Raw genomic sequence first — 13,366 nt, 5'->3', positions numbered from 1 at the left:
GTGGCCGGTTGTGTGGCTCCTGAACAGTTCAGGAGCCACACAACCGGCCACTCGGCACACTCGGGCAGGTCTCAGTTGGCGGGAGCTTCCTCCGGCTCGGCCAGAACGACGTCGGTGACCAGCAGGCCGCCGTCGTCAATCACACCTTCGGCCAGGGTCAGCTCGCGGGCATTGCCAGCTGCTTTGAGGTCATCCAACCCCACCTGCAGCTGAGCCACCTGGGCGGCAGACCCCGTGACCGTGCCGGAGAGAACCTCGGTGCGCTGCTTGACCTTGGCCTCCGACTTGGACTTGCGCAGACCGGACAGGGCCTGGCCCACAGTGGTGAGCACGCCCGGATCGGCGTCGGCCACTGCCGAGGCAAAGGACTCCGCCGTGGGCCATGCAGCCCGGTGCACGGAACCCGAACGCCACCAGGACCAGACCTCTTCCGTGGCGAACGGGATGAACGGGGCGAACAGACGGAGCAAGGTGTCCAAGGTGGTGGCCAGGGCCGCGTGGACGGAAGCCTGCTCAGCTTCACCGCGGGCACCGTAAGCGCGGTCCTTGACCAGCTCCACGTAGTCATCCGTGAAGGTCCAGAAGAAGAATTCCGTCAGCTGCAGGGCACGGGCGTATTCGTACTTGGCAAAAGCCTCTGAGGACTGGGCCACCACTTCTCGCAGCCGCGCCAGCAGTGCCCGGTCCAGGCCGTTGGTCAGCACGGAGGCGTCAGCCGCGGAGGCCAGATCCCCTCCGATCACGGAAGCCTCCGTGACGCCCTGCCCCAGCACAAACTTGGAGGCGTTGAGCAGCTTGATGGCCAGACGACGGCCAATCTTCATCTGGCCTTCGTCATAGGCCGTGTCAGCACCCAGACGGGCAGAAGTAGCCCAGTAGCGCACGGCATCCGAGCCGTACTTCTCCAGGACCTCGTTGGGAACCACCACGTTGCCCTTGGACTTGGACATCTTCTTGCGGTCCGGGTCCAGAATCCAGCCGGACAGCGCGGTGTTGGTCCAGGGCACGGAGTTCTCCAGGGAGTCCGAGCGCACGGCCGTGGAGAACAGCCAGGTTCGGATGATGTCGTGCCCCTGCGGGCGCAGGTCCATGGGGAAGGTGACCTTGTGCAGGTCATCGTCAACAGCCCAGCCGGTGGCGATCTGCGGTGTCAGGGAGGACGTGGCCCAGGTGTCCAGGACATCGGGATCACCCGTGAAGCCACCGGCAACATCTCGCTGATCTTCCGTGAAGCCCGGTGCCGGTTCGGCGGCTGGGTCCACCGGCAGATGGTCAGCGGCGGGCAGAATGGGACTGGCGTAGTCCGGGTCGCCGTCGTTGTTCACCGGATACCAGACCGGGATGGGCACGCCAAAGTAGCGCTGGCGGGACACCAGCCAGTCTCCGTTGAGGCCCTCGATCCAGTTTTCGTACCGGGAGCGCATGAAAGCCGGGTGCCAAGACATCTCCCGGCCTCTGCTGATCAGGGTTTCCCGACGCGCAGCGTCCCGACCACCGTTGCGGATGTACCACTGGCGGGAGGTGACCACTTCCAGGGGTTTGTCGCCCTTTTCGTAAAAGTTCACCGGGTGGGTGATCTTTTTGGGCTCGCCCTCCAGATCGCCGGATTCCCGCAGCATTTCCACCACGGCCTGTTGGGCGGAGAACACGGTTTTGCCGGCCACGTTGGCGTAGCGCTCGGTGGGGGCGCCGTCGTGAATCCACTCCGGAGTCTCTGAGGCAAAGCGGCCGTCGCGGCCGATCAACGCGCGTGTGGGCAGCTCCAGTTCACGCCACCAGGTGACGTCCGTCAGGTCACCGAACGTACAGATCATGGCAATGCCCGAACCCTTGTCAGGCTGAGCCAGGGGGTGAGCTTTGACCTCCACCTCGACGTCGAACAGCGGCGAACGCACCGTGGTGCCGAACAGCGGTTGATAGCGCTCATCGTCCGGGTGAGCCACCAGGGCCACACAGGCGGGCAGCAGTTCCGGGCGGGTGGTCTCAATGAACACCTTGGCACCGTCGGCCCCGTGGAAGGAGACCCGGTGGTAGGCGCCGTCGCGTTCCTTGTCCTCGATCTCGGCCTGAGCCACGGCGGTGCGGAAGGTGACGTCCCACATGGTGGGGGCCTCGGCCATGTACGCGTTGCCCGCTTCCAGATCCTTCAGGAAGGCCAGCTGGGACACCTTGCGCGAGTGGTCGTCAATGGTGCGGTACGTCCGGGACCAGTCCACGGAGAGACCCAAGGTGGCGAACAGGTGCTCAAAGACCTTTTCGTCCTCAACCGCCAATTCCTCACAGAGTTCAATGAAGTTCCGGCGGGAGACCACGTCCCAGTCGCGCTGGTTCTTGGCGGGCTTCTCCGGCGGGCGATAGCCCTCAACGTAGGTGTAGGTGGGATCGCAGCGCACACCGTAGTAGTTCTGCACGCGGCGTTCGGTGGGCAAACCGTTGTCATCCCAGCCCAACGGGTAGAACACGTTTTTGCCGGTCATCCGCTGGTAGCGGGCGATCACATCGGTCTGCGTGTAGGAGAACATGTGCCCCACGTGCAGCGATCCTGAAGCTGTGGGTGGGGGAGTGTCAATCGAATAAACCTGCTCGCGGGTGGTGTCTGGATCAAAGGCGAAAGTGCCGTGCTCGCGCCACTGCTGCGAGTACTTCTCCTCCAGACCCTCCAATGCGGGCTTGTCCGGGTAATTCACGGTGGTGGGCGTGTCTGTGCCCTGCGTGTTTTCAGCCATGCGGGCCAGTCTTTCATGTTTGACGGTTCTGCACGGCGATTGTCTGAGGGCTCCGGCCATGATCCTGAACGCACACTCCAGCACATCCGCCGGGCCTCACACATCCAGAGGAATCAGCTACCCAGCAGCAGAGGCATGAGCAGCAGCCCCAGAGCCAGTGCCAGCAGCAACCCCACAAAGCCCAGAGCCAATACCTTGCCCAGTGGTTTGGCGATGTTCACGGTGAAGTTGGTGCTGGGGACGCCAAGAGGAACCCACAGCGGCCCTGACGGATCATCCACCACGGTGACGTAACGCCAAGCCTCCAGCTCACGCTCGGTCTGCGGCCCCACCGGAACCTCCAGGGCAGCCAGCTCACCTTCAATCCTGCTCCGGACACGGCGCCCGAAGACCCATTGCAGTCCCACCAGCACCAGGATGCCCACGCCAAAGAGCCACACGGGCGATGCAGTGTCATATCCCCATATCCACCGGGGAACTTCCAATGCCGTGATGGCCAGCAGGAAACCCAGACATCCCCACCCAGCAGCTTGCATCATGGCGGTCATGGTGGCTGCTTGCCGCACCATGGTTCCCAGACTGTCGGCACCTGTTCCCGGGGCAGTGGATGGCCGTGGCCGGAGCAATCCGGCCACACCCAAAACCACCACCATGGCCAGCAGCATGCCGCCACCGCCCATCAGCGGTCCCATGAGCACATTGCCCACGGTCTTTTCTCCCCACCGTGTCACCTGACCATCGGCACCGGTGTGCAGCGGCACCTGCTCAGGCAACCGGTCCCACACCAGCCACGCCACCGCCAACGTGGCCAGCACCACCACGACGCCGATCCCCACCGGGATCAGTCCCGCCCGGTTGGACCAGGTGTAAGGCCGGTAACCATCCTCTTGGAGCTGGCGCAGCCAGACCCCGGTCGGCAACCCATCAGAGGTTGACGGCCGATCTGCTGCCGATGGCATCTCCGTGGGGTGGGTTGTGGGCGAATGAGTCACGTGGCTTCCTCCGTCGTCGTCGTTCCAGCGTAGGTGACGCCCGTCAAGGAGCGGCAGTGACCGGGGGAGTAGCGTGGTGGCATGACTGAGATCAAGATCAAGCGAGTACGTGACACGCCCAGCGATCAGGATGGCGAGCGGATCCTGGTGGACCGGCTGTGGCCGCGGGGGGTGTCCAAGGAAAAGGCCGACCTGGATGAACGGGACAAGGAGGTGGCGCCCTCCACCGAACTGCGCAAATGGTTCGGCCACGATCCCGCCAAGTGGGACGAGTTCGTCAAGCGGTACCGCAAGGAACTGGATGCCAATGGTGCGGCGGCCGAGTTGGCTGATCAGATCAAGGACCGGGCAACGGTGACTTTGCTCTTTGACGCCAAGGACACCGAGCACAATGAGGCCGTGGTGCTGCGCGATTGGTTGCAGGAGCGTTTGGGGCAGTGACGGGCGCGCGCCCCTGAACGGGTGTTCACAGGCTGACGGGCTGAGTGACGTCGTCGTAGGGAAGCTCACCCAACGCAACGGCGGTGACGTTCATGGAGTTCAGGTCAAAGTCACTGTGAATTGAGGTCAAGAAAGCGGTGTCTGAAGCATCCCGGCCCGTGGCAATCCGCACCAGTGACTGCCGCGGGGCCAACTGCGTGGTGTCCACCACCTGCCAGGCCCCGTCCACGGCAACCTCCGCCACCGCGTGGAAATCCATGGGACTCAAACCCGGTGCGTAGACCGACACCAGGCGTGCGGGCAGTTGGCAGGCCCGCAGCAGAGCCACGGTCAGGTGGGCAAAATCCCGGCACACGCCACTGCGCGCAAGGTAGGTGTCCACGGCGCCGTCGGTGGGGCCGGAGGAACCCAACACGTAGCTCAGATGCCGGTGCACCCACTGCCCCACGGCAGTCACCAACTCCTGCCCGGAGAGATTCCCGAACAACTCCTTGGCCAGCGGGGTCAGTTTGTCGGACTCGCTGTAGCGCGAAGGCCGCCGATACAAAATGTCCTGATTGTCGTCAAAGTCTGCTGCGGCACCGGATTCCCCGGTCACGGCTCGATAGCTGAAGTCAACCTCACCGGCCTCCACCACGGCTTTGTGCAAGCGGGTCCCGTGCACCGATTCGATCTCCGTCAGTTCCACGGGCTGGCCATCCAGGGTGCAGGTGATGTTTTCCTGGTCCACCTCGGTCCCATGGGCCACTGCAACGGAGAACACCAATTCCGCATACGCGCTGGCTGTGCCAGAAATGTGTGCGGTGATTTCCGAACCTTGATGTGCCACGTTTCCCCCCGCTCCTGGGCTGCGCTGCCGGAATGCAGCCGCCTTACAGTAGCCGATTTCAAAGCCCCCACGCCCGGTGATCCTGGCAACACAACGCGCCCGCCCGCTACCGTGGGGACCATGACTGACAACGCCACCGCGCTGCCCCACACTGCTGAGACTTCCACAAGCAACGACGACGACCGTTCCCCGGTGGCCGTTGTGACCGGTGCATCCACCGGAATCGGAGAAGCCACAGCCAGGAAACTGAGAGCTGATGGGTGGATTGTTTACGCGGTGGCTCGCCGCGCTGACCGCCTGGACGCCTTGGCCCAGGAGATCGGGGTGGTGCCGGTGGCCACCGACCTCACGGATCAGCAACAAGTAGAAGCCTTACGGGACCGGGTGCTGCAGGAGCAGGGCACGGTGGACGCGTTGGTGAACATCTCCGGTGGCGCTCGCGGTACCGACCCGGTGGGCGATGCCAAAGATGATGACTGGGAGTTCATGTTCCAGGTCAATGTCATGGGCACCATGCGTGTGGTGCGGGCGTTCCTGCCGGCATTGAGGGCCAACGGTGAGGGCACCATCCTGAACCTGACCTCCACCGCTGCAGAGCACGCCTATGAGGGTGGGTCCGGGTACAACGCGGCCAAGTCCGGCGAGCGGGCGCTGACTCAGGCTTTGCGCTTGGAAGAGGCTGAGCACAACATCCGGGTGATCGAGGTGGCACCGGGCATGGTGCACACCCCTGAGTTCTCGCTCATGCGACTGGGGGATCAGTCCAAGGCGGACAAGGTTTACGCCGGCGTGGAGAAGCCTCTGACCTCCCAGGACGTGGCTGGTGTCTGCGCGTACGCACTGAATCTGCCCCACCACGTGAATCTGGACCTGATCACCATGCGCCCCGTGGCCCAGGCAGCCCAGCACAAGGTCATCCGCAAGTAAGGGTTGTGGTCCCTACGCTGAACCCTCACGTGACTCGCCCATCAGCATCTGATGGGCGAGTCACGTGAGGGTTCAGTCTTGCTGCCTCAGCCGAAAACCACGGTGCGGTCCCCATCCAGGAAGATTCGGCCCTCACAGTGGGCTTTCACCGCGCGGTAGAGCACGCTGCGTTCGACGTCGGCGCCCGACTGCACCAGCTGATCCTTGCTGTGGCGGTGATCCACCCGCACCACGTCCTGCTCAATGATCGGTCCCTCATCCAGGTCTGCTGTGACGTAATGGGCGGTGGCACCGATCATTTTCACGCCCCGGTCATGGGCCCGCTGATACGGGTTGGCGCCGATGAACGACGGCAGGAATGAGTGGTGGATGTTGATGATTGGAGTGGGGGCCTTCTGTAGGAAGTCATCGCTGAGGATTCGCATGTAACGGGCCAGGACGATGACATCGACGTCGTCGCCAATCGCCGCCAGCACAGCGGCTTCATGCTCTTCTTTGGTGAGGTCAGCGTTGGGGACCACCTGGTAGGGGATGCCGTGGAAGTCGCACAGGGCCTGGTGGGAGTCGTGGTTGGAGACCACCTTGACGACCTCTCCGGCCAACTGGCCGGTCTGGGCGCGTCTGATCATTTCCACCAAGCAGTGATCGGTTTTGGAGGCCAACACCGTTACCCGCAGGTGTGACGGGTGCGGCTGGATCTCCACCGTGGATTCGTCCACGGAGTTGGTCAGGCGTTCGTGAAGGCGGTGGAACTCCGCGTCAGCGGCGTCGTCGTTGGGGGTGCGATCAGCGGGGGAGTCCACCACGGCGCGGAAGAAGAAGGAACCGCCCGAGGAGCCGTGAACGGGTGCGCCGGTCTGGGGGAGGGCGTCCGCGTCCGTGAACTGGTCCAGCTGAAGGATGTTCATACCTCTGTCCGCAAACGCGGTGGTGATGGTGCCCACCAGGCCGGGACGGTCGGGGCAGGTGACGCGGACAATGCGCTGGGCCATGAAGCTGCGGCCTCCATAGAACTGTGTGCGGATGATGGCTGCCGACCATGGTCCCACAGGTCAGTGCGTGGGATGTTGCGCGTGCAGCGTTCACTGTGACACGCGGCTGGTTGGCGAGAGGTCGTGATCGTCCACTTGTGGTCAGCCTTGACCTATCTTTCCGCTAGCACTCGGTGCTACCGTCTAGTTATGCCAGCTCTACACATTCGTGATGTACCCGACGAGACGGTCGCTGCCATCAAGCGTCGCGCCGCGAGACATGGTGTTTCTGTTCAGCAGGAACTGCGTGATGCCCTAGAGCAACTAGCAGCGGAACCTCTCCATGGGGCGCGTCCGCGTCGGCTCCAATTGCACACGGTTGACACTGGTGGTGATCTTGAGTTCGACCGATCCACTCACTACGGCGATGACGAACGCTAGCCCGACGGACCTGGTGGTGGTCGACACCAACGTTCTCATAACAGCAACCAGCCGTGCCCGTACGGCGCATCGCGAGGCCTTGGATCTGTTGAATTTCGACACTCGGCGTTTGGCCATCACGTCGCAGATCATGCGGGAGTACCTGGCCACAGCGACGAGACCTGCTGAAGCGAACGGCCTGGGCATGTCCGGAGCTTTCGCGGTCGAAAACCTTGACCAACTCCTTGAGGACATGGTTCTGCTGCCCGAAAACTCTGCCAGTGCAAGCCGGCTCAAGCACATGATTCAGCGCGAAAATGCACAAGGCAAACAAGTTCATGATGCCAATGTGGTGGCCGTGGCTTTGGAACACGGCGCGAACGCGATTGTGACTGCGAATATCCGCCATTTTCAGCGATTTTCGGATCTGATCGCCATCGAACCCCTCCGTGAATGATGATCACCCCTTGAGCGCGTACACTGGACCCCAGCTTGAGCACTGATCCGGCCATCACCGGGGAGCTCTTCGGAAGAACGGGCCCGCGCCAACGCGGACCTCAGTAGAACCGAACGGGTCAGGCCCGTGACAGCCTGCAATCAAGCGGCATCCGCTTGGGGGCAACCGACGACGGCGCAGCGCGCCCGTCGTCGTGAATCCCTGTGGATGCAAGCGAGGTGGTACCGCGTCACCTGCCCCACCGGGCCGGAGGCGTCCTTGCAGCCAAGTCGAAAGACGTAGCACCAAGGCAAGGACGTACGCGAAGTGAACCAGCCGCTGTATCCCCAGGCGAGCACCAACCCGGACAACCAGGGCGTGCCCAGCTCCCCGCGCTTCCCGGAGATTGAAGAGCGTGTGCTGGCCTACTGGAAGGAAAACAACACCTTCCAGGCCAGTATTGACCAGCGCCCGGCGGGGGAGAACGGCTCCAACGAGTTCGTGTTCTACGACGGCCCCCCGTTCGCCAACGGCCTGCCCCACTACGGACACTTGCTGACTGGCTACGCCAAAGACCTGGTGGCCCGCTACCAGACGCAGAAGGGCAAGCGCGTGGAGCGTCGCTTTGGCTGGGACACCCACGGGTTGCCCGCCGAGCTGGAGGCCATGAAGCAGCTGGGCATGAATGACAAGAAGCAGATCGAGGCCATGGGCATCGACCGCTTCAACGACGCCTGCCGTGAATCCGTGATGGAGTATGCCACCGAATGGCAGGATTACGTCACCCGCCAGGCCCGCTGGGTGGACTTTGAGAACGACTACAAGACGCTCAACGTGGACTACATGGAGTCGGTCATCCACGCCTTCGCCGAGCTGGACAAGAAGGGTCTGGTCTACAAGGGCTACCGCGTGCTGCCGTACTGCTGGAAGGACGAGACCCCTCTGTCCAACCACGAGCTGCGCATGGATGACGACGTCTACCAGGACCGCACCGATCAGACCGTCACGGTCGCCTTCCGATTGACCGGCGAGTTGGCTGTCAACGGGAAGATAGACGACGACGCCGCACCTGCCGCCACCGCCGAACTGGCCTCCGAGCTGGCCGGGGTCGAGGCTCTGGCGTGGACCACCACCCCCTGGACGTTGCCCACCAACCAGGCGCTCGCGGTCGGCCCAGGCATCGACTACGTGGTGGTCGCTGGTGCCGGCGAGTTGGAGGGGCGGAAGTTCCTGTTGGCCGAGGGCCTGCTGGGCGCCCACGCCAAAGCCCTGGGATATGAGGACGCTGAGGCTGCGCAGGGCGGTGTGGTTGCTCGGTACCAGGGTGCGCAACTGGAGGGGCTGAAGTATGAGCCGCTGTGGGATTACCTGGGCAATCTGCCCACCACCTTGGTGGAACTGGGGCCGGGGCAAGACGTGGCGAACTCGTGGCAGATCATCGTTGCCGACTACGTGACCACCACGGACGGCACCGGCCTGGTGCACCAGGCTCCGGCCTACGGTGAGGATGACCAGAAGGCCACCGCTGAATACGGCATCCCCGTGGTGCTCTCCGTGGGGGATTCGGGGGAGTTCCTGCCCTGGTTGGCTGACACGTCCGTGTCGACTGAGGCTGCCTTGGCCCCGATTGCAGGGCTCAATGTGTTCAACCCCGAGGTGTCCCGAACCATCATTCGCAATCTGCGGGAGCGGAACCTGCTGGTCAAGCAGGACTCCTACCTGCACTCGTACCCGCACTGCTGGCGCTGCCGTAACCCTTTGATCTACCGGGCCGTGGATTCTTGGTTTGTGGAGGTCACCCGGATCAAGGACCGGATGCTGGAACTGAACGAAGAGATCAACTGGATTCCAGGCAACGTCAAGCACGGCCAGTTTGGTAAGTGGCTGGAAAATGCCCGTGACTGGTCCATTTCTCGTAACCGCTACTGGGGTTCACCCATCCCCGTGTGGGAGTCGGATGATGCACGTTTCCCGCGCCGGGACGTGTACGGCTCACTGGCGGAGCTGGAACGTGATTTCGGGCGGCTTCCGCTCAACGCCGCAGGCGAGGTTGACTTGCACCGTCCCTGGATCGACGATCTGACCCGGCCCCACCCCGATCCGGAGGCCGCTGCCGCCGGTGCCACCATGCGCCGCGTGCCGGAGGTCTTGGACGTCTGGTTTGATTCGGGGTCCATGCCCTACGCCCAGGTGCACTACCCCATGGAAAACGAACAGTGGTTCAACACCCACAACCCGGGCGACTTCATTGTGGAGTACATCGGCCAGACCCGCGGCTGGTTCTACACCCTGCACATCTTGGCCACGGCTCTCTTTGATCGTCCGGCCTTCCGCAACGTGATTTCTCACGGCATTGTGCTGGGCTCGGATGGGCAGAAAATGTCCAAATCCCTGCGCAATTACCCTGACGTCTACGAGGTTCTGGACCGTGACGGCGCCGATGCCATGCGCTGGTTCCTACTCTCCAGTGCCATCTTGCGCGGCGGCAATCTGATTGTGACCGAGGAAGGCATCCGGGAGGCCACCCGGCAAATGCTGCTGCCGCTGTGGAGCACGTGGTACTTCTTCAGCCTCTACGCCAACGCCGCGAACAACGGTGCTGGCTACCAGGCGTCTGCTCGCTATGACTCCGAGAACGTCATGGACCGCTACGTCCTGACCCGCACCGGGGCAACCGTGCGGGAGGTGGGTCAGAAGTTCGATGACTACGACATCTGGGGGGCCGCCGATGCCCTGCGCAGCCACATGGAGCTGGTGACCAACTGGTACGTGCGCCGCTCGCGTGACCGGTTCTTTGACGAAGACCCGGTTGCTTTTGACGTGCTCTACACCGTGCTGGAAACCACCACACGGCTCTCAGCTTCTTTGCTGCCGCTGATCTCGGAGGAGATCTGGCGCGGACTGACCGGCGGCCGTTCGGTGCATCTCACGGACTGGCCGGAGGCGGACCAGTTCCCGCATGGTGCCGAGGACCTTGCTCTGGTGGAGCGCATGGAAACCACCCGCACGGTGGCTTCTGCCGGTTCGGCGTTGCGCAAGGCCCACAAGCTGCGCGTCCGCCAGCCTTTGGCTGGTCTGACCGTGGCCGTTCCCGGGGGCAAGGACTTGGCGGGGACGTTCGAGCAGATCATCGCTGATGAGCTCAACCTCAAATCCGTCACCTTGCTGGACACTGTTGACACCAGCCCCGCTGACTTCGGCATCTCCCAGCAGATCAAGGTCAACGCCCGCGCCGCAGGTCCGCGCCTGGGGAAGGGCGTGCAGTCAGTCATCAAGGCCACCAAGACCGGGGACTGGCAGATCAACGACGACGGCACCGTCACCGCCGGTGGCGTTGAACTGGTGGACGGTGAGTACCAACTGGAAACGGTGGTCTCTGACGACGCCGGTTCAGGTGCCGTGTCCGTGCTGCCCGGTGGCGGGTTCCTGGTTCTGGACACTGAACTCACTCCGGAACTTGAAGCCGAAGGTGATGCCCGTGACTTGATCCGCGCGATCCAAGCCGACCGTCGAGCGCAGGACTTGCAAGTTTCCGACCGGATTATGGTCTTGGTCCAGGGAAGCCAAGAATGGGCAGAGCAAGTGCAGCAATTTGAGGAACTTGTCGCCCAGGCAACACTTGCGAACTTCGTCTTGTGGACGAATGAGAAAGTCTCCGATGGGGATCAAGCGACTTTCGATGGTCTCGATGAGGGGCCGCTAGCTACCGGCAGTGCATCGAGTGGTGAGGGCACGGCGGCGCGGCTAGGGTCGGGCGAAGTCGTGGTTGTGCGAATCAGGAAGGCCAACTGAATGAGCAACGATCCTTGGGATCTCCCGGAGGTCGAAACGGTTGAGGACGTCTACCAGTTCCTCTTGGACCGCGCGCCCGAGAACAAGATGGCCCCGCGCTTGGATGCCATGCAGCAGATGGTGGAGGTCTTGGGCGATCCCCACCGCTCAGCACCGGCCATCCACATCACGGGGACCAACGGCAAGACCTCCACGGCACGGATGATTGAGTCCTTGCTGTTGGCCCAAGACCTGCGGGTGGGGCGCTACACCTCACCCCACCTGGAACGAGTCACCGAACGCATCAGCGTGGACGGTGAACCCGTGGATGATGAAACGTTCGTGCGGGTTTTCAATGAGGTGGCGCCGTACGTCGTCGTTGTGGATGCGCGGCTGGCTGAGGCCGGGGCACCTCAGTTGACGTATTTCGAGTTGATGACGGTGTTGGCCTTTGCGGTGTTTGCGGATGCTCCCGTGGATGTGATGGTCCTGGAAGTGGGACTGGGCGGGGTGTGGGATGCCACCAATGTGGCTGATGCGGCGGTGTCCGTGGTGACGCCCATCGACCTGGACCACACGGATCTGCTGGGGGACACGGTGGAGGACATCGCCCACGAAAAGGCGGGGATCATCAAGTCTGAGGGCTTCCTGGTCTCCGCAGCCCAGGACCCGGACGCCGCTCAGGTGCTTCTCGAAAAAGCGCAGGAGTTGGGCGTGCCGTTCCGGTTCGAGGGATTGGAGTTCGGCGTTGAGGAACGCTTGCCGGGCGTGGGCGGCCAACAGATCACGGTCCGCGGACTGGCTGCGACCTATCCAGATCTGTTGCTTCCGATTCTGGGCGCGCACCAGGCTTCCAATGCGGCCTTGGCGATTGCTGCGGTTGAGGCGTTTGTGGGTGGGGGAGAGAAACCCCTGGCCGAGGACATTGTGCGTGACGGATTGGGGGCAGCGACCTCTCCCGGGCGTTTGGAACTCATACAGCCCTCCCCGCCCGTGGTGATTGACGCCGCCCACAATCCGCACGGTATCGCCGCCTCGACCGCAGCTCTGGTGGAGACATTTCATCCGGAACGGCTGTACGGCGTCGTCGGTGTGCTGGGTGACAAGGACGTGGACGGCATTCTGCAAGGGCTCCTGGACGGTTACGCGCATGTGGACACTCAGTGGTGGTTCACGGCGTCGGACTCGGCGCGCGCCGTGGAGCCGGAGGCACTGGCCCAGGCGGCCGTTGACTTGGGTTTCCCGGAGGGCTCGGTGCACAGCGCGGATTCGGTGAACGACGCCGTAGCCGCCGCACTGCAAGCCGCCCGGATGGAAGATGCCGAGAAGGGCGAAACCGCCGTGTTGATCACAGGCTCCGTGACGGTTGCCGGTGAAGCCCGGCAGATTCTGAAAGGCTGACCGCATGGCTCGCATGACCAAGGCCCAGCGTGAATGGCGACCCAACCAGATCAAAAAGCCGCGATCTATCAAAATGATGTTCGCCTCCACCGTGCTGACCATGGAGGCTTTTGTGGTCTTCTTCGGTGCACTCACGGTCTTTGGCCTGTGGGGGCCAGAACATCCCAACCGTCTGTGGGTGCTGATCGGCGGGTCCGTGCTGGCCGTGTTGTTCATTCTGTGCTGCGCGGTCCTGCGCAAGCCGTGGGGTGTGGCAGCCGGCTGGGTGCTTCAGGTGTGGATGATGCTGACCGGGTTTTTCCTGCCTGCCATGTTTGTGTTGGGTGCGTTGTTCGTTCTCCTGTGGTGGTACGCCGTGACCAAGGGCGCGGCCATGGACCGGGAGAACGCTGAGCGCTACCAGGCGGAGCTGGACCACAGGGCGGCGCAGGAGGGCTGAAGTCCATCGTCGG

At 63.1% G+C, this 13,366-nt stretch carries 11 protein-coding genes; 7 read left to right on the top strand and 4 right to left on the bottom strand.

What is annotated here, in order from left to right; genetic code table 11:
* Positions 1 to 71: 71 nt before the first annotated feature.
* Both valS and Q4G32_RS11760 read right to left on the bottom strand, forming a co-directional pair.
* Entirely contained in the window at positions 72 to 2,726 is a 2,655-nt protein-coding gene (gene valS / locus Q4G32_RS11765; protein WP_303351637.1) for a valine--tRNA ligase, read from the bottom strand.
* Positions 2,727 to 2,839: 113 nt separating this feature from the next.
* Entirely contained in the window at positions 2,840 to 3,718 is an 879-nt protein-coding gene (locus tag Q4G32_RS11760; RefSeq protein WP_303351636.1) for a DUF1648 domain-containing protein, read from the bottom strand.
* Positions 3,719 to 3,799: 81 nt separating this feature from the next.
* Here Q4G32_RS11760 and Q4G32_RS11755 point away from each other — a divergent pair, with 81 nt between their 5' ends.
* Complete coding sequence (locus Q4G32_RS11755; protein WP_303351635.1) at positions 3,800 to 4,159, top strand: DUF488 domain-containing protein; 360 nt, start codon at positions 3,800 to 3,802, stop codon at positions 4,157 to 4,159.
* Between the two features lie 25 nt (positions 4,160 to 4,184).
* Here Q4G32_RS11755 and Q4G32_RS11750 read toward each other — a convergent pair whose 3' ends face one another.
* On the bottom strand, positions 4,185 to 4,988 hold the full coding sequence (locus Q4G32_RS11750) for a transglutaminase-like domain-containing protein (RefSeq protein ID WP_303351634.1): 804 nt from the start codon (positions 4,986 to 4,988) through the stop codon (positions 4,185 to 4,187).
* A 120-nt stretch (positions 4,989 to 5,108) separates the two neighbouring features.
* On the opposite strand from Q4G32_RS11750, the gene Q4G32_RS11745 reads away from it, so the two are divergent.
* Positions 5,109 to 5,915, top strand: coding sequence for an SDR family oxidoreductase (locus tag Q4G32_RS11745; protein WP_303351633.1), 807 nt, complete (start codon positions 5,109 to 5,111; stop codon positions 5,913 to 5,915).
* Positions 5,916 to 6,001: 86 nt separating this feature from the next.
* Here Q4G32_RS11745 and purU read toward each other — a convergent pair whose 3' ends face one another.
* Positions 6,002 to 6,907 (bottom strand): formyltetrahydrofolate deformylase, encoded by a 906-nt coding sequence (gene purU / locus Q4G32_RS11740; RefSeq protein WP_303351632.1) that lies wholly within the window; start codon positions 6,905 to 6,907, stop codon positions 6,002 to 6,004.
* A gap of 189 nt (positions 6,908 to 7,096) precedes the next feature.
* Between purU and Q4G32_RS14035 the strand changes: the two genes are divergently transcribed.
* From Q4G32_RS14035 to Q4G32_RS11720, 5 genes are all read left to right on the top strand, one after another.
* Positions 7,097 to 7,327: a FitA-like ribbon-helix-helix domain-containing protein gene (locus tag Q4G32_RS14035; RefSeq protein WP_441327503.1), complete on the top strand. Its 231-nt coding sequence runs from the start codon at positions 7,097 to 7,099 to the stop codon at positions 7,325 to 7,327.
* Positions 7,284 to 7,763 carry a type II toxin-antitoxin system VapC family toxin gene (locus Q4G32_RS11735; protein WP_303351631.1) on the top strand — a complete coding sequence of 160 codons (480 nt, stop codon included), beginning with the start codon at positions 7,284 to 7,286 and terminating at the stop codon, positions 7,761 to 7,763. Before Q4G32_RS14035 ends, Q4G32_RS11735 begins: the two co-directional genes overlap by 44 nt.
* Positions 7,764 to 8,069: 306 nt before the next feature.
* Positions 8,070 to 11,534, top strand: coding sequence for an isoleucine--tRNA ligase (ileS, locus tag Q4G32_RS11730; RefSeq protein WP_303351630.1), 3,465 nt, complete (start codon positions 8,070 to 8,072; stop codon positions 11,532 to 11,534).
* On the top strand, positions 11,535 to 12,914 hold the full coding sequence (locus tag Q4G32_RS11725) for a bifunctional folylpolyglutamate synthase/dihydrofolate synthase (RefSeq protein WP_303351628.1): 1,380 nt from the start codon (positions 11,535 to 11,537) through the stop codon (positions 12,912 to 12,914). It begins immediately after the preceding gene.
* A gap of 4 nt (positions 12,915 to 12,918) precedes the next feature.
* Positions 12,919 to 13,353: a DUF4233 domain-containing protein gene (locus Q4G32_RS11720; protein ID WP_303351627.1), complete on the top strand. Its 435-nt coding sequence runs from the start codon at positions 12,919 to 12,921 to the stop codon at positions 13,351 to 13,353.
* The last annotated feature ends 13 nt before the right edge of the window (positions 13,354 to 13,366 follow it).

Origin of the sequence: Kocuria sp., assembly GCF_030538595.1 — a bacterium.
GTDB lineage: Bacteria > Actinomycetota > Actinomycetes > Actinomycetales > Micrococcaceae > Kocuria.
This window is presented reverse-complemented; position numbering and strand designations above follow the sequence as displayed.

Coding starts and splice junctions, on each gene's coding strand:
- valS (WP_303351637.1), bottom strand. CDS start 2,726: ATGGCTGAAAACACGCAGGGCACAGACACGCCCACCACCGTGAATTAC.
- Q4G32_RS11755 (WP_303351635.1), top strand. CDS start 3,800: ATGACTGAGATCAAGATCAAGCGAGTACGTGACACGCCCAGCGATCAG.
- Q4G32_RS11745 (WP_303351633.1), top strand. CDS start 5,109: ATGACTGACAACGCCACCGCGCTGCCCCACACTGCTGAGACTTCCACA.
- purU (WP_303351632.1), bottom strand. CDS start 6,907: ATGGCCCAGCGCATTGTCCGCGTCACCTGCCCCGACCGTCCCGGCCTG.
- Q4G32_RS14035 (WP_441327503.1), top strand. CDS start 7,097: ATGCCAGCTCTACACATTCGTGATGTACCCGACGAGACGGTCGCTGCC.
- Q4G32_RS11725 (WP_303351628.1), top strand. CDS start 11,535: ATGAGCAACGATCCTTGGGATCTCCCGGAGGTCGAAACGGTTGAGGAC.
- Q4G32_RS11720 (WP_303351627.1), top strand. CDS start 12,919: ATGGCTCGCATGACCAAGGCCCAGCGTGAATGGCGACCCAACCAGATC.